Origin of the sequence: Leucobacter sp. PH1c, from assembly GCF_000633415.1 — a bacterium.
GTDB lineage: Bacteria > Actinomycetota > Actinomycetes > Actinomycetales > Microbacteriaceae > Leucobacter.
Window position 1 is genome coordinate 1 of sequence record NZ_AYMV01000056.1, and the last position, 20,122, is coordinate 20,122.

Consider the following 20,122-nt stretch of genomic DNA (forward strand, 5'->3'; position numbering starts at 1 on the left):
AGCGGCGTTCTTCGGTGCGGAGCGCTTCGGGTCAGGACACCTTCGGCTGCTGCTGCGTGATGCAGTGAATGCCGCCACCGCGGGCGAACAGCGGGCGCGCGTCGATGCCGATCACCTCGCGGCCGGGGTACACCTCGCGCAGCGTCGCGAGCGCGCGGTCGTCCGCCGGGTCGTCGAACGCGCAGGCGAGCACCGCGCCATTGATGACGACGTGGTTGATGTAGCTGTAATCCACGTAGCCCTCGGCATCGCGGAGCGCCTCGGGTGCGGGGAGATCGAGGATCTCGAAGCTGCCCGAGGTGGCGCTGCGGTACTCCTCGGCGGCGGCCCGGTTCGCGCGAGCAATCGGGTGGTCCGGGTGCGACGCGGCGTCCTGGCGGTGCATGAGGAGCGTGTCGGGCGTGGTGAACGCGGCGAGGATGTCGGAGTGCCCGCGCGTGCCGAACGTGTCGTGGTCGCGGGTGAGGCCGCGGGGCAGCCAGAGCGCGCTGTCGGCGCCGATCGTGCGCAGCAGTTCGGCCTCGACCTGCGCCTCGGTCCAGCCCGGGTTGCGGCCCGGGTCGAGCTGCACGGTGCGGGTGATGATGACGCGGCCGGTGCCGTCGACCTGGATGCCGCCGCCCTCGTTCACCATCTCGGAGTCGATCCGCTCGGCGCCCGCGGCCTCGGCGACGATGCGGCCGATGTGCTGGTCGTGCTCCCAGCTGGCCCAGTCCTGGGCGCCCCAGCCGTTGAAGACGTAGTTCACGGCGCCGAGGCGGCCGTCGTCGCCGATGACGAAGCTCGGGCCGATGTCGCGCATCCACGCATCGTCGAGCGGGGCGATGAGGCGGTCGATCTGCCCCGAGAGGTAGCGCGCGGCGACGGCCTCGTCGCCCGGGTTCACGACGACGGTGACCGCCTCGTGCTCGCTCGCGGCGTTCGCCACGGCGGCCCAGGTGCTCCGGGCCTCCTCGACCTCGGCCTCGGTCTCGCCGAGCGTGTAGCCGCTCGTCGGCCAGGCGAGCCAGAGGCGCTCCTGCTCGTGTCCTTCGATGGGCATCCGCCAGGTGGTCATGCGCAGCTCCTTGGGTTGGGGGACGGGTGCTCGCAGTCTACTGGGTGGGTGACCAATATGGGAAGCCCCGCGTGCGCCCGGTGATGACTGGCGGAATTCCGCGGAAATTTCGGGGGTGGTGCATCTCGCAGCGATGTGTAATATTGCACATGGCGCAGTCAGTGCGCCGCACGCATCACTCTTCCGTGTGATTCAACGAAGCATCAGGAAAGGAAGACCCCATGTCTGCACCCCACGCACCTCGAGCCCGCCGCGTCGCGGCGCTCGGAGCGCTCGCGCTCACCACAGCCCTCGCCCTCACCGGCTGTTCGGGCGGTCTGGCGGGCGGCGGCGACGCCGGTAGCGCCGACGGTCCGATCAAGCTCGGGATGCTCGCCCCGTTCTCCGGATCGGAGGCCGCGTTCGGCGACTACATGAAGAACGGCGCGCAACTCGCGATCGACGAGCTCAACGCCGAGGACGGCGTCGACGGGCGTCAGCTCGAACTCGTCACCGAGGACGACGCCTGCGATGCGACCACCGCCGTCGCCGCAGCGCAGAAGCTCGTCACGGCCGGGGTCTCGGGCAGCGTGGGCGGGTACTGCTCGGGCGCCACCCTCCCGACGCTCCCGATCTTCGCGGACGCCGGCATCGCGATGGTGATCCCCGCCGCGAACTCGAACGAGCTCGTGGGGCAGGGCGCCTTCCTCGTGAACGGCACCGGCACGCAGCAAGCCGAGGCGGCCGTCGCGTGGATCACGCAGGCCGGCGCGAAGAACGTCGTGATCGTCGACGACAACCAGGCCTACCCGAAGGACCTGGCCGACTCGATCGAGAAGCAGGGAGAGGGCTTCACGGTGAAGCGCGAGCACGTGAACCCGAAGGAGAAGGACTTCTCGGCGAACGTCAACAGCATCCTCTCCGCGAACCCGGACTACGTCGTCTGGACCGGCTACTACCAGGCGGGCGGCCTGCTCATCAACCAGCTCCGCGGTGCAGGCTACGACGGTCCGATCCTCGTGGGCGACGGCTCGGTCGATGCCCAGCTCTCGGCCATCGCCGGGGCGGACGCGATCGCGAACGTGTACGGCACCTTCACGCGGACGCCCGACATGCTCGAGAACGGCGAACAGTGGATCGCCGACTACAAGGAGGTCTCCGGCGGCAAGGACCCCGGGCCCTACTCGATCCAGACCTACGAGGCCGTCAAGGTGATGGCGCAGGCGATGACGGACGCCGGGGGCACCGACTCCGCGAAGGTCGTCGAGGCGCTCCAGGGGCTCACGGACTTCCCGCTCCTCACCGGCAACCTCACCTTCGCGGACGACGGCTCGCGCCAGGGCGGCGGGTTCGTGATCGTCGAGCCGACCGGCACCGACGGCGCCTTCGTGCTCAAGGACGACCTGAAGTAGCAGGGCGCCCGGATCGGGGCTCCGCCGTCTCGCACGACGCCGGAGCCCCGCCCCGCACGCGCCCTCTCGGATCTGAGAGGCACGACATGTTCCAACTCATCTGGAACGGGCTCTTCGTCGGCTCGTTCTACGCGCTGGTCGCCCTGGGCTACAGCATGGTCTACGGCATCATCAAGCTGCTGAACTTCGCGCACGGCGACCTCTACATGCTCGGCTCGTTCTTCGCCTTCGTGGTGCTCGGCGGCATCACGGGGCTCTTCGGGGTCGGATCGATCCCGGTCCTGCTGCTCGTGCTGCTCATCGCGATGCTGCTCACGGGCGGCATGGGCGTGCTCATCGAGCGCGTCGCCTACCGCCCGCTCCGGAAGAGCCCACGCCTCGCGGCCCTCATCACCGCCGTCGGCGTCTCCTTCACCCTCGAGTACGCCGTGCGCCAGATCTTCGGCGCGAGCCCCCTGGTCTTCCCGGTGCGCCTCGCGGGCGCACCGGTCGAGATCCTCGGCGCCCGCATCACGATGCCGCAGGTGGTGCTGATGGTGGTCGCGGCCGTGCTCATGTTTCTCCTGCAGCGCTACGTGATGCACTCGCGTGAGGGCCGCGCGATGCGCGCGATCGCGCTCGACCAGAACGCGGCGCTCCTCATGGGCGTGAACGTCAACAAGGTCATCTCGCGCACCTTCTTCATCGGCTCGGCGCTCGCGGGCGCGGCGGGCGTGATGGCCGCCGCGTACTACGGCTCGATCGACTTCCTCATGGGCTTCGTGATCGGCCTCAAGGCCTTCACCGCGGCCGTGATCGGCGGCATCGGCAACCTGTACGGAGCGATGGTGGGCGGCATCGTGCTCGGCATGCTCGAGTCCTTCGGCACCCACTTCTTTGGCGGGGAGTGGCGCGACGTGTTCGCGTTCGGCTTCCTGATCCTGTTCCTCGTGTTCAAACCCACCGGCCTGCTCGGCGAGCGCGTCGTGGAGAGGGTGTAATCATGGCGAAGACGACCTGGCGCCTGGAGGCGCCGAAGCCCTTCCTCGAGCGGCCGCCGGCCGTCTCGGGCCTGCTCGCCCCCGCGCGCTTCATGCAGCTGCTCTCGCTCGTGCTGTTCGTCGCGGCGGCGGTGCTCCCGTTCATCTCCGCGAGCCCCTACCTCATCTCGATCCTCACCTCGGCGATGATCTACGTCGTGCTCGCGATGGGCCTCAACGTGGTGGTCGGCTACGCGGGGCTCCTCGACCTCGGCTTCATCGCGTTCATGGCGGTCGGGGCATATACGAGCGGGATCCTCACGACCACACTCGGCTGGAGCATGCTCGAGACGATCCCGGTCGTCGTGATCGCCTGCATCCTCGCGGGCCTCGTGATCGGCGGGCCGACGCTGCGTCTGCGAAGCGACTACCTCGCGATCGTGACGCTCGGTTTCGGCGAGATCATCCGCATCACGGCGAACAACCTGCAGATCACGGGCGGACCGTCGGGCATCCACGGCATCCCCACCTGGTCGTTCTTCGGGTGGTCGTTCGCGGACGGACTCGATATCGGCGGGATCCACTTCGGCTCGAAGATCCTCTTCTACTACTTCGTGCTCTTCGTCGGCATCGGCCTCGCCGTCGTCGCGGTCTCGCGGCTCGGCAAGGGGAAGCTCGGCCGGGCCTGGAAGTCGGTGCGCGACGATGAGGACGTGAGCGAGGCGATGGGCATCAACGGCTACAAGACGAAGCTCATGGCCTACATCATCGGCGCCGTCTGGGGCGGCTTCGCGGGTACGCTGCTCGCGGCGCACCTCTCCGCGATCTCGCCCAACAGCTTCGAGTTCCTCTACTCGGCGCTCGTCCTCATGGCGGTCGTACTCGGCGGCATGGGATCCACCCCCGGCGTGATCCTCGGCGCCCTCTTCGTGTCGCTCGCGCCCGAGTTCCTGCGTGAGTTCAGCGAGTGGCGCTACCTGCTCTTCGGCGTGCTGCTCGTCATCGCGATGATCTTCCGCCCCAAGGGGATCTGGCCCGCGAACGCCGTGCTGCCGTTCCTGAAGAAGCGGCAGATTCCGCAAGTGCCGCCGACCGAGGCCGTGGGCGTGGTGGGCGAGCTCGACGACGATGCAGAGGAGGGACGACGATGAGCGAGACACAGGCAAGCACCGTGACTCCGACGGAACCGCGCACGGGAGCCGCGGGCGGCCCCGCGATCCTCGACGTGCGCGACCTCGCGGTCTCCTTCGGCGGCATCAAGGCGGTCGACGGGCTCAGCTTCTCGGTGCACGAGGGTGAGATCGTCTCGGTCATCGGGCCGAACGGCGCGGGCAAGACGAGCGCGTTCAACTGCATCTCGGGCTTCTACCGGCCGAACGCGGGATCCGTCGTCTTCGACGGCGAGGCGATCACTCGGAAGAAGCCGTCCCGGATCACGCAGCTCGGTATGGCGCGCACGTTCCAGAACGTGCGGCTCTTCACCGAGATGACGGTGCTCGACAACGTGAAGACCGGCATGCACGCGCGGCTGCGGCAGAACGTGTTTGACGCGATGCTGCACACGCCGCGGTACCGCCGCAGCGAGGCGCGGTGCACCGAGGACGCGCGGGGCTGGCTCGACTTCGTGGGCTTCCGCGCCGACGACGAACTGCTCGTCACGCAGCTGCCCTACGGCGAGCAGCGCCGAGTCGAGATCGCGCGCGCCCTCGCGACGGAGCCGAAACTGATCCTGCTCGACGAGCCCGCAGCCGGTCTCAACCACAACGAGAAGCAGGAGCTCATGGCGCTGATCCGCAAGATCCAGGCGCTCGGGGTCGGCATCGTGCTCATCGAGCACGACATGGGGCTCGTGATGGAGATCTCCGAGCGGATCGTCGTGCTGAACTACGGCAAGGAGATCGCCGACGGCACCCCCGCACAGGTGAAGAACGACCCCCTCGTGATCGCCGCATACCTCGGAACGGAGGAGGACGAATGAGCAAGCTCGTGCTCGAAGACGTTGAGCTCTACTACAACCGCGTGCACGCCCTGCGCGCGCTCTCGTTCGAGGTCGGTGAGGGCGAGATCGTCGCCCTCCTCGGCAACAACGGCGCGGGGAAGACCTCGACCCTGTCGATGCTCTCCGGGCTCGTCCGCGCGAAGAGCGGCCGGGTGACGTGGGGGGAGCATAACCTCGCCAAGCTACAGCCGTGGGACATCGTGGGCGCCGGGCTCCTGCACATCCCGGAGGGGCGCAAGATCTTTTCCACGATGACGGTGCACGAGAACCTGCTGCTCGGCGGCTACCTCGTGAAGGATCAGGCACTCGTCCAGGAGCGCGCGGACTACGCGTACGAGCTGATGCCGCGCCTCGCGGAGCGGCGCGGCCAGCAGGGCGGCACCCTGTCCGGTGGCGAGCAGCAGATGCTCGCGCTCGGCCGGGCGCTCGTGGGCGGCCCGAAGCTCCTCCTGCTCGACGAGCCGTCCATGGGGCTCGCCCCGCTGATCGTGAAGCAGGTGATGGAGATCATCGCGGCGGTGAACCAGCAGGGCACCACGATCCTGCTCGTGGAGCAGAACGCGCGCGCCGCGCTGAAGATCGCGGACCGGGCCTACGTGCTCGAGTCGGGTCGCGTGACGATGTCGGGCCCGGCCGCAGAACTCGCGAACGACCCGCGCGTCATCGAGGCGTACCTCGGCGCCTGACGCGCCGCGAGACGACAGGGCCCCGGATCCTCGGATCCGGGGCCCTGTCGTGTTGTGTTGTGTCGTGTCGTGCGCGCCCGCCGGCGCGGCGCGGCGCGCTACTCCGCGTCGGGGAGGGCGGCGATCTCGCCGAGCGGCAGGGGCTGCGCGACCGGACGCTTCGCGTTCTGCGCGAGAGAGGCGGCGGAGGCCGCGCCCGCGCCGTGCCCATCGCCCGCCGCGAGGCAGGACACCGCGAAGCCGCACACGCGGCCCTGGCACCAGCCCATGCCCGCGCGGGTGACGCCCTTCTGGCTGCGCGAGTCGTCGCTCGCGAGCGCGCTCTGAGCGTGCCGCAGCTCGCCCGCGGGAACCTCCTCGCAGCGGCAGACGAGCGTCTCGTCGGTCACCCGGTCCGCCCAGCCGGCGGGAACGGGGTGCGCCAGGTGCATGGCCTCGGCGAACGCGCGCTGGCGCCGCACCGAGCGCAGCTCCCCGCCGCTCGCCGCGAGCACGCTCTCGCCGCGGGCCTCGGCTGCGGCGACCCGCCCGGCGATGCGCCCCTCCAGGACGGCGAGTGCCGCCCCGCCCACCCCCGTGAGCTCGCCGGCGAGGAGCAGGCCGGGCACGGAGGATCGCTGCGCTGCATCGACCACGGCCACGAGCGAGCCGTCGGCGTCGAGCCGGGTGGCGACACCGAGCTGCGCGGGGAGTTCGAGCTGCGGGGTGAACCCCCAGCCGAGCCCCACGGCGTCCACGTCGTCGATGACGCGCGACGTGCCCGCGAGCTCGCGCCCGGAGCGATCGACGCGCGCCGTGCGGACGGCTTCGACGCGGTCGCTCCCGAGGATCTCGGTGACGACGGTGCGCACCCGATACGGGATGCGGTGCCGCAGAAACGCGGCGACGTACTCGGCGCCCTCGAGGCCCTTCGCGGGGACGCCCGCCGCGCGGTGCGCGCGGGGGAGCCACCCCGTGAGGTCGCTCGACTCGCACACGGCGGCGACCTCGCCGCCCCACTGCGCGATACCGGCCGCAACGGGGAGGAGAAAGGGGCCGGTGCCGGCGATCACGAAGCGGTTCCCCGGGAGCATGCGATTCTGCTTCAGGAAGGCCTGGATCCCGCCCGCGGCCATCACGCCGGGCAGCTCCCACCCGGGAACGGGGAGCTGCCGATCGTAGCCGCCCGTCGCGAGCACGAGTCGCGCGGCGCGGATGAGCGCGGGCGCAGCGCCTTCGGGGCCGTCGCTTCCGGGGCCGTCGACCGATGACGCGCCGTTCGCGGGCGTGAGCGCGAGGCTGAAGCCCGCCGCCTCCCGCCGCACCGACCACACGCTCGTCGCGAAGCGGGCCGTGAGCCGTCCCGCGGCGATCCCCGCATCGAAGTCGGCACGCAGCTCCTGGTACGTGCGCCAGTCGTGGTGTAGGCGGCCATCGTCGACGAGGCCGGCCGCTTCCGAGGCGTGCCGCCAGTATTGGCCGCCCGGCTGCGCGCTCGAATCGATGACGCACACGCGCGCACCGCCCGTGAGCGCGCTCGCCGCAGCGGCGAGCCCCGCCGGGCCGGCGCCCACGATCACCACGTCGAAGCTCGGGGCGGCGCCCGTGGGGCGGAACGCCGCGCTCATGCGCGGCCCTCCCGCGGGGTGCCGTCAGCCTCAGCCGCAGCCCCTGCAGCCGCCTCGGCCGCGGCGTGCGCGCCGGCCGCGCAGCTGCCCGCGGGGGCGATCTTCATGCCCTCGGCGAGCGGGATCATGCAGGCCCGCTGGCCCGATTCGCCGTCGATATCGACGATGCAGTCGAAGCAGACGCCGATCCCGCAGAACAGCCCCCGCTGCGCGCCGCCGCGCGTCGTGCGCCAGGACGTCCGGCCGGAAGCGAGGAGCGCCGCGGCCACGCTCGCGCCAGCGGGAGCCTCGATCGGCTCGCCGTCGAAGGTGGCGCGCAGCGCCCGCGGGCGCGCGGATGGGCTCTCGGTCATGCGGCGGCCTCCTCGGCGAAGCGCTCGGGACGGAACGGGGTGAGATCGATGTCGGGGGTCTCGCCGGCGAGGGCCTGAGCGAGGAGCTTCCCGGTGCCGGCGGAGAGGCCGATCCCCGCCCCCTCGTGCCCGGCCGCGTGCCAGAGTCCGGGGGCGCGCGGATCGTGCCCGATCACGGGCAGGTGGTCCGGGCAGTACGGGCGGAAGCCGTGATAGTGCCGCAGAATCCGGGTCCGCTCCAGGAACGGGAAGAGCTCGATCGCGTTGCGGGCGATCGTGCGCAGCGCTGCGGGGCTCACCGTCGAGTCGAAGCCGACCCGCTCCCGGCTCGAGCCGATGAGGATCGAGCCGGCGGGCGTGCCCTCGACCACGGGAGAGGCCTGGAGCCCCTCGTCGGAGCTGCCCACGTTGTCGACGTACTCGGCCGCGTACACCTTGTGCCGCACCATCGGCGGCAGCGGCTCCGAGACGAGCACGAAGCCCCGGCGCGGCAGCACGGGGACCGAGACGCCCGCGAGGGCGCCGATCTCGCCGGCCCAGGTGCCGGTCGCGTTGACGACATGCGCCGCGGAGAAATCGCCGCGCGGGGTGCGCGCTCCGGTCACCCGCTCGCCCGAGCGGAGGAGCGCGGTTACGGGGGCCCGTGTGACGAGCTCGGCGCCGGCATCGCGGGCGAGGCGGAGGAGGTGCGCTGCGGCGAGGATCGGCTGCACCTGGCTGTCCTCGGGGTAGAACGCGGCGCCGAGCGCGCGATCGGTGACGTGCGGCTCGAGCTCGCGGAGCCGCCCGGCGTCGAGTCGCTCCGATGCGATCCCGAAACTGCGCTGGGCGGTGGAGAAGCGCTCGAGCGAGGCGAGGCTCGACTCCTGCGAGGCGACGATGATGCCGCCCTTCGACTCGAACTCCCACAGGCCGGCGTGCTCGGCGAGCTCGCCCTTCCAGATCCCGAGCGAGTACTGCGTCAGCTCGAGCTCGGGGCCGAGCTCCTTGTCGGAGACGAGGATGTTGCCCTCGCAGCGCGAGGTGGTGCCCCCGGCGGGCAGATCTCGCTCGAGCACCGTGACCGCGAGCCCCGAGCGGGCGGCGAAGTACGCGGTGGCGGCGCCGATGATCCCGGCGCCGATGATCAGGACGTCAGCGTGTCGGTTCATTCGGGCTCGGCTTCGGATCGGGGTGGATCCGCGGGCGCCGCCGCATCCTCCTCGGTGCCGCCGGTCGCCCAGATCGAGCGCGCGTGCCCGATGTGCTGGCACATGAGCCGCTCGGCCCCCGCCGCGTCGTCGCGGGAGAGGATCTCGAGGAGCTCCTGGTGCTCGTGGGCCGAATCGGCGAGCCGACCCTCGCGGGCGAGGGTCGCGATGCCGTACAGGCGGGTGCGCGTGCGCAGCGAGGTGGCGAGGTCGACGAGCTGGGGGTTGCCGGTGCGCGTGAGGAGGAGTGCGTGGAACTCCCGGTCGCTCCGGAGGTAGCCCTCCAGATCCTCGCGCTCGGCAGCGCTCAGGCACTCCGCGGCGAGGCGGTCGAGCTCCACGCGGATCTCCGCGGGGATGTTGCCGACGACGAAGTGCATCGCCGGCGGCTCGAGGAGCAGGCGGATCTGCGTGAGGTCGCGGAGGTCCTCGGGGCTCATCCGCGTGATCCGGAAGCCCTTGTTCTTGATCGTCTCGACGAGTCCCTCGCGCGCGAGGTCCATCATCGCCTCGCGCACGGGGGTCGCGGAGACCCCGAGCGCCTGGCCGAGCGAGGGCGCGGACACGACCTCTCCCTCGGCGAGCCGACCCGTGATGATCGCGGTGCGCAGCTGCTCGAGCACGGTCTCGCGGAGGTTCAACGGCCGCTCGAGCGGCGTCCACGGCGAGGCCTGATCGGGGCTGGTGTGAAGCGGTGACATGTGAACTCCTCAGCGACTCGTGCGTTGCCGGGCGTCGGAGAAGACAGTGGCCGCGCAGATCAGATCCTCCCACGACATGCCGACTCCGCTGTAGAAGGCGGGCCGACCGGGGGTGCGTGTCACTGCACCGCGGACGAGTTCCTGGAGGTTCCGGGGCGCCGTTTCCGCGGCCCAATCGTCGGCGTCGAGCGCCGTCGCGAGGTTCCCGTTCTCCCGGGCCGCCGATCCGCGGCCCTCGACCACGATGTCCGAGCGGCCGATCAGCACGTCGTCCACCTCGCGCAGCTCGCGGCCGTGGGTGCCGACCGCCGCCACGATCGCGGTGTCCCGCACGAGCGCGCCGTCGAACAGCGGCGTGCTCGCGCTCGTGACGCACAGGATGATGTCGGCCTCCTGGACCGCGGCCTCGGCATCGGCGCCGCGGTCCCGGATCCCGAGCTCGGCGAACTCCTCCTGCAGCGCGACCACCCGCTCGGGGCGCCGGCCGATCACGTCGAAGCGGGCCCCGGGGAACGCGGCGCGCGTCGCCCGGACGTGGCCGGCCGCCTGCACCCCCGCCCCGAAGACGAGCACGCGCGGCTCGGCGGGGAACGGGGTGGGCGCGAGCTCCGCGAGCTCCCGCACGGCCATGAGCGTCACCGCGGGCGTTCGGATCGCGGTGAGGCTCGCGCCTTCCAGGACCGCGACCGGCGCGAGCGTGTCCGAGGAGTAGAGGATGTAGAGGCCCTGGATCTTCTCGAGGCCGCGCGCCGGGTTCTCGGGCGCCACGGTCAGCGCCTTCAATCCCGTGAACTCGCGGCCCTGCGCGGGCATGAGGAGGAACTCGCCGTTCGGAGCGGGGCTGAAGAGGCGCGGGCCGTCGTCCTCGGGGTCGATCCCTGAGCGGAGGCCGTCGGCGATCGCGGCCATCGCGCGCTCGAAGGGGAGCGCGGCGCGCACCGCGTCGGCGTCGAAGTAGGGGAGGTGCGTCACAGCAGGAATCCCTTCGGGAACGGATCGCTCGGATCGAGGAAGTACTGCGCCGTGCCCGTGAGCCAGGCGCGGCCGGTGATCGTCGGGATCACCGCGGGGCGGCCGGAGACCGAGGTCTCCTCGACGAGGCGGCCGGTGAACTGCGAGCCGATGTACGACTCGTTGAGGAAGTCCTGTTCGAGCGGCAGCTCGCCGCGCGCGTGGAGCTGCGCCATGCGCGCGCTCGTGCCTGTGCCGCACGGGGAGCGGTCGAACCAGCCGGGGAAGATCGCCATCGCGTGCCGGGAGCGCTCGGCGGAGGATCCCGGGGCCTCCAGATAGACGTGGTGGCAGTCCCGGATGTCGGGGCGCTCGGGGTGCACGGGGGCGTCCGCCGCGTTCACGGCGTCCATGATCGCGAGGCCGGCCGCGAGGAGCTCGTCCTTGTTCGCGCGGTCCTCGCGGAACTCGATGCCGAGTTCGGCGAGCTTCACGATCGCGTAGAAGTTGCCGCCGAACGCGAGGTCGTACCGCACGGTGCCGAGCCCGGGGACCTCGACGACGGCGTCCAAGCGGTCGACGTAGGAGGGGACGTTCGTGATCGTGACGCGCTCGGCGCGGCCGTCGCTCACCGCGACCTCGGCGATGACGAGACCCGCGGGGGTGTCGAGCCGGATCGTGGTGACCGGCTCCTCCACCTCGACCATCCCCGTCTCGACGAGCACCGTGGCGACCCCGATCGTGCCGTGCCCGCACATGGGAAGGCAGCCGGAGACCTCGATGTAGAGGACGCCCCAGTCGGCGTCGGGCCGCGTGGCCGGCTGGAGGATCGCGCCGCTCATGGCCGCGTGGCCGCGCGGCTCGAACATGAGGAGCTGTCGGAGCTCATCGTTGTGCTCCATGAACCAGCTGCGGCGCTCCGCCATTGTGGCCCCGGGGAAGACCCCGACGCCGCCGGTGATGACGCGGGTGGGCATGCCCTCGGTGTGCGAGTCGACGGCGTGGATGACGCGGGAGGTGCGCATTCGGATCCTTCACGTGCGGTGTGGTGGGAGGGGCGGGTGCTGCGGCGCTGCGGCTGCGGCGTCGCAGCCGCGGCGGGTGCGGCTGTGCGGCCGGCCGGACCCTGCTGGGCCGGCCGGCCGCACCTCCTGCGGCTCAGATTACTTGCCGTAGCCCTTCGCTGCGGCCTCGCGGGTGTCCGCGATGATCTGGTCCGCGACGTCCTGCGGGAGCGCGAGGCGCGGCGGGCGGCACGGGCCGCCGTACAGGCCGAGGACGTCCATGGAGAGCTTGATCGACTCGACGAACTCGGTCTTCGTGTCCCAGCGGAGCAGCTTGTGCAGGTCGCGGTAGATCGTCTTCGCGCGCTCCAGGTCGCGCACGTCGCCCGAGGTGGAGAGGCGGTAGAGCTCGACGGTGGCCTGCGGGATCGCGTTCGGGTAGCCGGCGACCCAGCCGACGGCGCCGGCGATGCCGACCTCGAGCACGCTGTCGTCGGTGCCGATGAGGATGTCGAGATCCGGCGCGAGCTCCTGGATCTGGTAGATCCGGCGGGGATCGCCCGTGAACTCCTTGACGCCGACCATGTGGCCCGCCTCGTGGATCTCGGCGATGAGGTCGGGCACGAGGTCGACCTTCGTGTCGATCGGGTTGTTGTAACCGACGATGGGCAGGCCGGCCTGCGCCACCGTTGCGTAGTGGTGCTTCACCTGCTCGCGGTTCGCGCGGTACGTGTTCGGCGGGAGGAGCATCACGCAGTCGGCGCCGGCCTCGGCGGCCTGCTCGGCCCAGCGCAGCGACTCGAGGGCGCCGTAGGCACCGCAGCCGGCCATCACGGAGAAGCCCTCGGGAGCCGCGTCGACCGCGACCTCGACGACCTTCGCGCGCTCCTCAGGCGTGAGGTTCTGGTACTCGCCGAGCGAGCCGTTCGGGGCGATGCCGTCGCAGCCGTTCTCCGCGAGGAAGCGGACGTGATCCGCGAAGCGGTCGTAGTCGACCGCGAGGTCCTCGGTGAAGGGGAGCGCGGAGGCGACAATGACGCCGTGCCATGGCTTCTTTTCGGTCATCGGGGGGAGTCCTTTCCAGTGGCCGGCGATCCGGTCCGCGTGTATGACGTGTGACATTGCACAGCCTAGCAGGGTGGTGTCACGGGGCGCAAGGGGTGCGAGGGGTGCGCGGGTGCCGGGGCGCCGGGGTGTCGGGGGTGCCGGAATGCCGGGGTGCCGGGGTGCCGAGTGTCGGCGTGTGGGCGCGCCGGAATGCCGGGGTGCCGGGGTGCCGAGTGTCGGCGTGTGGGCGCGCCGGGGGCAATGCCCGCCCGTGGGGCGAAGCCTTGACGCCCGCCTGTGGTCGGTCATATGTTACATACCAGTGGATGGCGGGGAATCACCCCAGCAGAAAGGTGTCGACGGTGACACGCACTCCACTCGACGAGCACACGCTCCGGCCTCTGGCCGCCGCTCCCGATCCGAGCTCCCGGCGGGCGCTCGCGGCGAGCATCAGCGGCCAGGCCCTGGAATGGTATGACTTCGCGCTCTACGGCCTCGCCGCGGCGATCGTCTTCCCCCGGGTGTTCTTCCCGGACGCGGGCCCCCTCATGGGCGTCCTCGCCTCGTTCGCCACCTTCGCGGTCGGCTTCATCGCGCGCCCCGTGGGCGGCTTCGTGTTCGGGCTGCTCGGCGACCGGATCGGGCGCACGCGCACCCTCATGATCACGATCATGCTGATGGGAGTCGGAACCGTGCTCATCGGCCTCCTCCCCGGGGTCGAGCAGCTCGGGATCCTCGCCCCGCTCGCGCTCGTGGTGCTCCGCCTCGTGCAGGGCCTCGGCATCGGCGGGGAATGGTCGGGCTCGGCCGTGCTCGTGGTCGAGACGGCGCCGACGCACCGCCGGGGGTTCTTCTCCTCGCTCATCAACTCGGGGGAGTACATCGGCACCCTCATCGCCTCCGGCCTGTTCGCCGCCCTGTCGCTCGCGATGGGCGACGAGGCGTTCACCGCGTGGGGCTGGCGCATCCCGTTCCTGCTCAGCGCGGTCGGCGTGCTGATCTGCTGGCTGATCCGGCGCAGGCTCGAGGAGCCGCGGGCGTTCACCGACGCGATCGAGCTTCCGGGGGAGCGCCTCACCCTGCGGCAATCGCTCCGCTCGGAGTGGCGGCACATCCTCGGGGTCATCGGGATCCGCATGTTCGAGAACGCCGGCGCCTACGTGATCCTCGCCTTTGCGGTGACGTACGCGGAGGGGGTCGGCGTGCCGACGAGCACGACAACCCTCGGCGTCTCGGTCGCCTCGCTCGTCGCGATCGTCATGATCCCCGTCTTCGGCGCGCTCTCCGACCGGATCGGGCGACGGCAGGTCTACATGATCGGCGCCGTGTTCCTCCTCCTGTTCTTCTGGCCGTTCTTCCTGCTGCTCGACACTGCGAACGCCGCGTGGGTGTGGCTCGCCTTCGGCGCCGCCTACGGGCTGGGGATGTCGCCCATGCTGTCGGTCGAGCCGGCCTGGTTCGCGGAGCTCTTCCCCACGCGGTTCCGCTACGCGGGGACGGCGATCAGCGCGAACATCGCGACCGTGCTCGCGGGGGGCCTCGCCCCGTTCATCGCGGTGGGCCTCCTGGCGATCACGGGGAACCTCGTGCTCGTCATGGGGTACCTCGCCGTGCTCGCCGCGATCTCGCTCGTCGCGGCCGCGCGCACCCCGGAGACCGTCGGCACCGAACTGCGGGAGCGCGGCCCCGCGTCCCCGCACTCCAGGAGGCAGTCATGAGAATCGCCGCCATCCGCGTCTTCGGCGCCGAGCTCACGTACCGCCACGGCACCTACGTCATGTCGGGCGGGCGGGCGGCCGCGACGCAGGACTCGACGGTCGTCGCGATCGACACCGCGTCCGGACGCACCGGCTGGGGCGAGGTGTGCACGCTGGGTGGCACCTACCTCCCGGCGTTCGCGGCGGGGGTTCGCGCCGCACTCGCCGAGCTCGCGCCCGCGCTGATCGGGCACGACGCGCGGGAGATCCGCAGCGCGCTCGCCCTGATGGATCGGGAACTGCGCGGGCAGCACGCCGCGAAGAGCCCGCTCGACATCGCGCTGTGGGACCTCCTCGGGCAGGCGTCGGGGCTCCCCGTCTCCGGCCTCGCGGGCGGGGTGCAGCACCGCGACTTCCCGCTGTACGAGGCGGTGCCGCTCGACGATCCCGAGCGGATGGTCGCGTTCGTTGTGTCACGGATGGCCGACGGCATCACGAGCTTCCAGCTCAAGGTGGGGAACGAGCCCGAGCTCGACGCGGCGCGCACGCGCGCTGTCGCGGAGGCGGTGCCGCCCGGCGTGCGGGTGATCGCCGACGCGAACGGCGGGTGGGATGTGCACGACGCGATCGCCGCAACGCGGCTCATCGGCGGGCTTCCCGTGTACCTGGAGGAACCCTGCCGGGGCTTGGATGACAACATTCTCGTCGCGCGGCATGCGCAGCAGCAGCTCATCCTCGACGAGTGCGTCGTGACGCTCGACGACCTCGTGCGCGCGAAGCGGGAGGCCGGGGTCTCCGCGGTCAACCTGAAGCTCTCACGCGTGGGCGGGTTCAGCCGCGCGCTGTTCCTGCGCGATGCGGCGCAGCGCCTCGGGCTGAAGGTGTCGATGGAGGACACCTGGGGCGGCGACATCACCACGGCCGCGGTCAGTCATCTTGCCGCGACGACCGATCCCGGGAAGCTGCTCAACGTCTCGTTCATGAACGACTGGGTCGAGGAGCACGTCGCGGGCGGCGAACCGCGCTCCGTGGCGGGGCGTGGCGCCGCACCCACCGGGCCGGGGCTCGGGATCACGGTCGACCCGTACGCGCTCGTGCCGCTCGCCGAGTACCGGTAGCGGCGCCCACCCGCTCGGCGGCTCCCGCTCCTGCTCCTGCTCCCGCTCCCGCTCCCCAAATCGGGTCGAGTTTGATCCGGTATCCGCTCCCGATACCGGATCAAACTCGACCCGATTCGCCGGGTCCCGGGGTGAGGCGGGCAGCCGGGGCCGGGCGGGGTGCGGCGGGCTGCCGGGGCAGGCTGACGGGGCAGGCAGCCGGGCCGGGCGGGGCCGCTAGGCGCTGTGCGCGGGCGCGCGCTCCGGCTCGTTCATCGCCAGCAGGACCGCGAAGCCCGCCCAGAGCGTGACGATGCCCATCGCCGTGTCCTTGCCATTCCACGTGCTCGACTGCCACATGGCGAACCACTCGGATCCGACGACGATGAAGCCGAGGAACCAGATCGCGAAGCCGAGCGCGTACGCCGCGTAGCCCCAGCTGCGGGCGGCGTTGTACCGGGCCACGTCGGCGTCGCGGAGGAGGAAGAGCTTGACCGCGCCGATGAGTGCGAGCGCGGCGAACGCGCCCTCGGCGATGATGATGCCGATGTACCCGACGGTCCACGCCCAGGGGGCGTCGATCGCCCGCCACATGAGCGCGTTGCCCTCGAAAGTGTCGTCCATCGAGAGGACGTGCTTCACGAACTGGTAGTTCGAGTCGTAGTCCATGAGGTTGCCCATGAACACGAAGAGCCCGAACAGGCCGGCCGAGAACAGGGTGAACGCCTGCAGCAGGCGGAGTGGATGCTTCATGCTAACTCTCCCGTGAAAAGACGAGCTCCAGGTGCGGCTCGGGATCCGAGGTGAAGGGGATCGCCTGGACAAACGCCCACCCGCGTTCGGCGTGCTCGCGGATGATCTCGCGGTGGTCTCGCTCGAGCGTCAGCCCTTCGCGGCTGCGCAGCGCCCGAACGCGGACGAAGGTGTACGTGTGCATGCCATCACCCCTCTGTGAGAGCTTCACCATCTCACTGAATGGCGGGCCTGTCCAGGGGTTTTCGGATTCGAGACCTTATCGCAGCACGAAGCCGTCGCCGAGCGCGTCGGCGGGATCGAGGACGAAGCGGTGCTCGCCCGTGCGGTAGGCGGTGCCCGACACCTCGGGAATGACGGCCGCGCGGCCGGCGCCGTCGGCGTGCTCGCTCGCGGGCGCCGGGGCCCACCGGGCCGCGAACGCGGTGTCGATGATGGAGCGGTGTTCGAGCGTCTCGTCCTCCCCGAGCGTGCCGTCGGCGGCGAGGAGCGCGACGCGCGCACCCGTGCCGGAGCCGCAGGGCGAGCGATCCACCTCGCCGTCCGCGAAGACGGTCACGTTGCGCTGCCGAGGGCCCGCCTCGCCGCGGCCCAGATCCTCCCAGAGGATCGTGCCGTACACCCCGGAGAGTCTGGCGTCGGCCGCGTGCTGCGCCTCGGGTGTCTCGGTGAGGGCCCACTTGATCTCCCGCCCGAGCGCGATGAGCTCGGTGTAGTGCTCGGGGGAGACGGTGAGCCCGAGATCGGCCGCCTTGACGGACGCGTAGATCGCGCCGCTGAAGCTCAGGTCGGCCCGCACGGTCCCGCGTGACGTGGAGACCTCCACGCCGCGTGCGATCTCGTGGGAGGCGACATTGCGGAACGTGGCGCGCACGAGCGCTCCGCCCGAGCGCTCGACGAGCGCCGCCACCCGGCCGGAGGGGACGTCGATGCGGACCTCGGTGATGCCGTCGGGATTCGACGGGACGAGCCCCGTGTCGGTCGCCCACACCCCGAGCGCGATCGTCCCGTGCCCGCACGCGGTGGAGAAGCCGTCCTTGTGCCAGAAGAGCACGCCGAAGTGCGCACCGGCGTCGTCGGGCGGCGTGATGAAGCCGCCGTACATGTCCGCGTGCCCGCGCGGCTCCTGGCAGAGCAGCCGCCGTGCGGAGTCGGCGCCGTCGGCGTCGGCGATCGCCGCGATCCGTCGCTCGCCGACGGTCGCTCCCGGTGGGACGGGTCCGTTCTCATGCACGATCCGGAAGGGCTCGCCTGCGGTGTGGTAGTCGGTGGTGGTGATCGTGGTCGGCATCATTGCAGAGCGCTCCTCTGGGTCGGGGACGGTCGCCGGATCTACATACTGTGTGACATGGTACACCGAGTTTGCGGGCGTGAGTGGGGGGTCAGCGCTGCGCTTCCCCGGGGCCCGGGTTTCGCACTCGAGCACACCGGTCGGGCGCTAAAACATTCATTTTATGTATGATAAATCTCCACGAGCCCAGGGTGGGCTCGCAGTGATGGAGGTTGCAATGACGCAGCACGTTCGTGTCTCAGAAGTGTTCGAGCGGATTCCCGTGGCGGGACCGCTCGGACCGCCACTCGGGGTGCCGGTCTCCGGCGCTCCGCAGACCTGGCTGGAGGAGTTCACCTCGGACTCGGAGCGCGGGATCCACACCGGGTTCTGGCGCTGCGAGGCCGGCCGCTCCGAGTGGAACTTCGCTGAGATGGGTGAGGTGATCCATGTCCTCGCGGGCCGTCTCGTGGTCACCGAGCAAGGTGGCGAGCCACTCGAGCTCGGCGTTGGCGACGTGGCCTCGTTCCCGCGCGGCTGGCGCGGCGCCTGGGAGATCCTCGAGCCGCTCGAGAAGTTCTACGTGATGCTCTGAGTCGCCGCAGGCGTCCGCCGCACACGCCCGCGGAGCGCGCGGGGCGGTGTGCGGCGACGTGCTCGGTGGCACCCTCGGGGATACGCGCGTGCGGTGGCGCGTGGGTGCTGCCGGGCCCATCGTGTCGGAATCGCTGCGTCGACGGAATGCTTGCCCTATAAAACATTCACATGTAGGTTAATTCCAGCTCTCGCCCGCGGGGGCCACCTCACCGTCGACGTACAAGGGAGTACCACGCGACCATGACACACGAAAATTCTGTTCTCGAGCACGATGAGGACGCCGCCCACCTCGCCTCGCTCGGCTACTCGTACGACACCACGTTCAAGCGCGAGATGAGCTTCTGGGGCAACGTCTCGCTCGGATTCACGTACCTGTCTCCGATCGCCGGCATCTACTCGATGTTCGCGATCTCGCTCGGCCAGGCCGGCCCGCCCATGGCCTGGGCGCTCGTCATCGCCCTGGTGGGCCAGTTCTTCGTCGCGCTGATCTTCGGCGAAGTCGTGTCGAACTACCCCGTCGCCGGCGGGGTGTACCCCTGGTCGCGCCGGCTCTGGGGCCGGAAGTGGGCCTGGATGAACGGCTGGATCTACGTGGTCGCGCTCGTCGGCACGATTGCGGCGGTCGCCTATGGCGCCGCGCCGTTCGTCGCCTCGGTGATCGGCGTGGAGCTGAGCGCGGGCGGCACGGTGCTCGTGGCGCTCGCCACGCTCGTGATCGCGACGATCCTCAATTTCTCCGGCACCCGCGTACTGAGCCTTGCCGCGACGATCGGCCTCATCGCGGAGATGATCGGCGCCGTGGTGATCAGCCTCTACCTGCTGCTCTTCCACCGCCAGCACGACTTCTCCATCTTCTTCGACAATCAGGGCATCGGCGCCGATGCGCCCGGTGGCTACCTCGGTGCCTTCGCCGCGGCGGCGCTCATCGGCATGTTCGCGTACTACGGCTTCGAAGCGAACGGCGACGTGGCCGAGGAGATCAAGGATCCGAGTCGCCGAGTGCCGCGAGCCATGCGCATGACGCTGTACATCGGCGGCTTCGCGGCGAACCTGCTCGTCTTCTCGCTGGTGCTCGCGGTGCCCAGCTTCCAGGCCGTCGCGAGCGGCGAGGACGCCGATCCGATCGGCAGCTTGCTGCACCAGGCGTTCGGCCCGATCTTCCCCGTCGTGATGTTCGTCATCGTCATCGCGTTCCTCTCCTGCATCACCAGTCTGCAGGCGGCGGCGAGCCGGCTCATCTACTCGATGGGTCGCGACGGCTTCCTGCCGGCATCGCACTTCCTCGCGAAGTTCAACGAGCGACGCCACGTGCCCCACAACGCGCTGCTCATGGCCGCGCTCTTCCCCGCGGCGGTGGTCCTATTCTCGCTGCTGCTCGAGAACGCGCTCACCGCGATGGTCGGCTTCGGCACCGTCGGGATCTACATGGGCTTCCAGATGGTGGTCCTCGCCGCGCTGCGCGCACGGATCATGGGCTGGAAGCCGGCAGGGAAGTTCACGCTCGGCAAGTGGGCGTACCCCGTGAACCTCATCGCGCTCGTCTGGGGGATCGCTGCCGTGGTGAACATCCTGTGGCCCCGCCCCACCGGCGGCGGCTGGACCGAGGACTACCTCCTCATCATGACCACCGTCGGCGTGATCGCGATCGGCTGGATCTACATGCTCGTCTCGAAGGCCTACCAGCGCGGCGATGCGCCCGCGGCGGATGCGAGCGGGCCGATCAAGACGATCGCCTGAGCCCCCCTCGGCGCGGGTGCGCCCCC

The 20,122-nt window shown here is 70.7% G+C and carries 20 protein-coding genes; 9 read left to right on the top strand and 11 right to left on the bottom strand.

The window, feature by feature from the left end:
* Window positions 1–31 precede the first annotated feature (31 nt).
* Complete coding sequence (locus tag U874_RS0113585; protein ID WP_025135078.1) at window positions 32–1,057, bottom strand: agmatine/peptidylarginine deiminase; 1,026 nt, start codon at window positions 1,055–1,057, stop codon at window positions 32–34.
* Window positions 1,058–1,278: 221 nt separating this feature from the next.
* Here U874_RS0113585 and U874_RS0113590 point away from each other — a divergent pair, with 221 nt between their 5' ends.
* The 5 genes from U874_RS0113590 to U874_RS0113610 all read left to right on the top strand — a co-directional run bounded on the left by U874_RS0113590 (window position 1,279) and on the right by U874_RS0113610 (window position 6,092).
* Complete coding sequence (locus U874_RS0113590; protein ID WP_025135079.1) at window positions 1,279–2,448, top strand: branched-chain amino acid ABC transporter substrate-binding protein; 1,170 nt, start codon at window positions 1,279–1,281, stop codon at window positions 2,446–2,448.
* Between the two features lie 86 nt (window positions 2,449–2,534).
* Window positions 2,535–3,428 carry a branched-chain amino acid ABC transporter permease gene (locus U874_RS0113595; protein ID WP_025135080.1) on the top strand — a complete coding sequence of 298 codons (894 nt, stop codon included), beginning with the start codon at window positions 2,535–2,537 and terminating at the stop codon, window positions 3,426–3,428.
* A 2-nt stretch (window positions 3,429–3,430) separates the two neighbouring features.
* Complete coding sequence (locus U874_RS0113600; protein ID WP_025135081.1) at window positions 3,431–4,558, top strand: branched-chain amino acid ABC transporter permease; 1,128 nt, start codon at window positions 3,431–3,433, stop codon at window positions 4,556–4,558.
* The gene (locus U874_RS0113605) at window positions 4,555–5,385 is read left to right on the top strand and encodes an ABC transporter ATP-binding protein (RefSeq protein WP_025135082.1); all 831 of its coding nucleotides are present in this window, start codon (window positions 4,555–4,557) and stop codon (window positions 5,383–5,385) included. The genes U874_RS0113600 and U874_RS0113605 overlap by 4 nt, the downstream gene beginning before the upstream one ends.
* On the top strand, window positions 5,382–6,092 hold the full coding sequence (locus U874_RS0113610) for an ABC transporter ATP-binding protein (RefSeq protein WP_025135083.1): 711 nt from the start codon (window positions 5,382–5,384) through the stop codon (window positions 6,090–6,092). The genes U874_RS0113605 and U874_RS0113610 overlap by 4 nt, the downstream gene beginning before the upstream one ends.
* A 98-nt stretch (window positions 6,093–6,190) precedes the next feature.
* Here the strand turns inward: U874_RS0113610 and U874_RS0113615 are convergent, their stop codons facing one another.
* From U874_RS0113615 to U874_RS0113645, 7 genes are all read right to left on the bottom strand, one after another.
* Window positions 6,191–7,699 (bottom strand): (2Fe-2S)-binding protein, encoded by a 1,509-nt coding sequence (locus U874_RS0113615; RefSeq protein ID WP_025135084.1) that lies wholly within the window; start codon window positions 7,697–7,699, stop codon window positions 6,191–6,193.
* Complete coding sequence (locus tag U874_RS0113620) at window positions 7,696–8,052, bottom strand: 2Fe-2S iron-sulfur cluster-binding protein (protein ID WP_025135085.1); 357 nt, start codon at window positions 8,050–8,052, stop codon at window positions 7,696–7,698. The genes U874_RS0113615 and U874_RS0113620 overlap by 4 nt, the downstream gene beginning before the upstream one ends.
* Entirely contained in the window at window positions 8,049–9,203 is a 1,155-nt protein-coding gene (locus tag U874_RS0113625; protein ID WP_025135086.1) for an FAD-binding oxidoreductase, read from the bottom strand. Before U874_RS0113625 ends, U874_RS0113620 begins: the two co-directional genes overlap by 4 nt.
* Window positions 9,200–9,943, bottom strand: a complete 744-nt coding sequence (locus U874_RS0113630) for a GntR family transcriptional regulator (RefSeq protein ID WP_025135087.1) — start codon at window positions 9,941–9,943, stop codon at window positions 9,200–9,202. The genes U874_RS0113625 and U874_RS0113630 overlap by 4 nt, the downstream gene beginning before the upstream one ends.
* A gap of 9 nt (window positions 9,944–9,952) precedes the next feature.
* Window positions 9,953–10,915 carry an ornithine cyclodeaminase family protein gene (locus tag U874_RS0113635; protein ID WP_025135088.1) on the bottom strand — a complete coding sequence of 321 codons (963 nt, stop codon included), beginning with the start codon at window positions 10,913–10,915 and terminating at the stop codon, window positions 9,953–9,955.
* A complete protein-coding gene (locus U874_RS0113640) occupies window positions 10,912–11,919 on the bottom strand; it encodes a proline racemase family protein (RefSeq protein ID WP_025135089.1) in 1,008 nt (335 codons plus the stop codon). The genes U874_RS0113635 and U874_RS0113640 overlap by 4 nt, the downstream gene beginning before the upstream one ends.
* Window positions 11,920–12,057: 138 nt before the next feature.
* Window positions 12,058–12,963, bottom strand: coding sequence for a dihydrodipicolinate synthase family protein (locus U874_RS0113645; protein WP_025135090.1), 906 nt, complete (start codon window positions 12,961–12,963; stop codon window positions 12,058–12,060).
* 344 nt (window positions 12,964–13,307) lie between these two features.
* Between U874_RS0113645 and U874_RS0113650 the strand changes: the two genes are divergently transcribed.
* Together U874_RS0113650 and U874_RS0113655 are read left to right on the top strand one after the other, a co-directional pair.
* Entirely contained in the window at window positions 13,308–14,663 is a 1,356-nt protein-coding gene (locus tag U874_RS0113650; RefSeq protein WP_157834263.1) for an MFS transporter, read from the top strand.
* A complete protein-coding gene (locus tag U874_RS0113655; protein WP_025135092.1) occupies window positions 14,660–15,760 on the top strand; it encodes a mandelate racemase/muconate lactonizing enzyme family protein in 1,101 nt (366 codons plus the stop codon). Before U874_RS0113650 ends, U874_RS0113655 begins: the two co-directional genes overlap by 4 nt.
* 216 nt (window positions 15,761–15,976) lie before the next feature.
* Here the strand turns inward: U874_RS0113655 and U874_RS0113660 are convergent, their stop codons facing one another.
* From U874_RS0113660 to U874_RS0113670, 3 genes are all read right to left on the bottom strand, one after another.
* On the bottom strand, window positions 15,977–16,492 hold the full coding sequence (locus tag U874_RS0113660; RefSeq protein ID WP_025135093.1) for a DUF2165 family protein: 516 nt from the start codon (window positions 16,490–16,492) through the stop codon (window positions 15,977–15,979).
* A 1-nt stretch (window position 16,493) separates the two neighbouring features.
* Complete coding sequence (locus U874_RS0113665; RefSeq protein WP_029988507.1) at window positions 16,494–16,676, bottom strand: DUF4177 domain-containing protein; 183 nt, start codon at window positions 16,674–16,676, stop codon at window positions 16,494–16,496.
* A 75-nt stretch (window positions 16,677–16,751) separates the two neighbouring features.
* Complete coding sequence (locus tag U874_RS0113670) at window positions 16,752–17,786, bottom strand: proline racemase family protein (protein ID WP_025135095.1); 1,035 nt, start codon at window positions 17,784–17,786, stop codon at window positions 16,752–16,754.
* Between the two features lie 214 nt (window positions 17,787–18,000).
* Between U874_RS0113670 and U874_RS0113675 the strand changes: the two genes are divergently transcribed.
* Window positions 18,001–18,357: a cupin domain-containing protein gene (locus U874_RS0113675; protein ID WP_025135096.1), complete on the top strand. Its 357-nt coding sequence runs from the start codon at window positions 18,001–18,003 to the stop codon at window positions 18,355–18,357.
* A gap of 242 nt (window positions 18,358–18,599) precedes the next feature.
* On the top strand, window positions 18,600–20,096 hold the full coding sequence (locus U874_RS0113680; RefSeq protein WP_025135097.1) for an APC family permease: 1,497 nt from the start codon (window positions 18,600–18,602) through the stop codon (window positions 20,094–20,096).
* The last annotated feature ends 26 nt before the right edge of the window (window positions 20,097–20,122 follow it).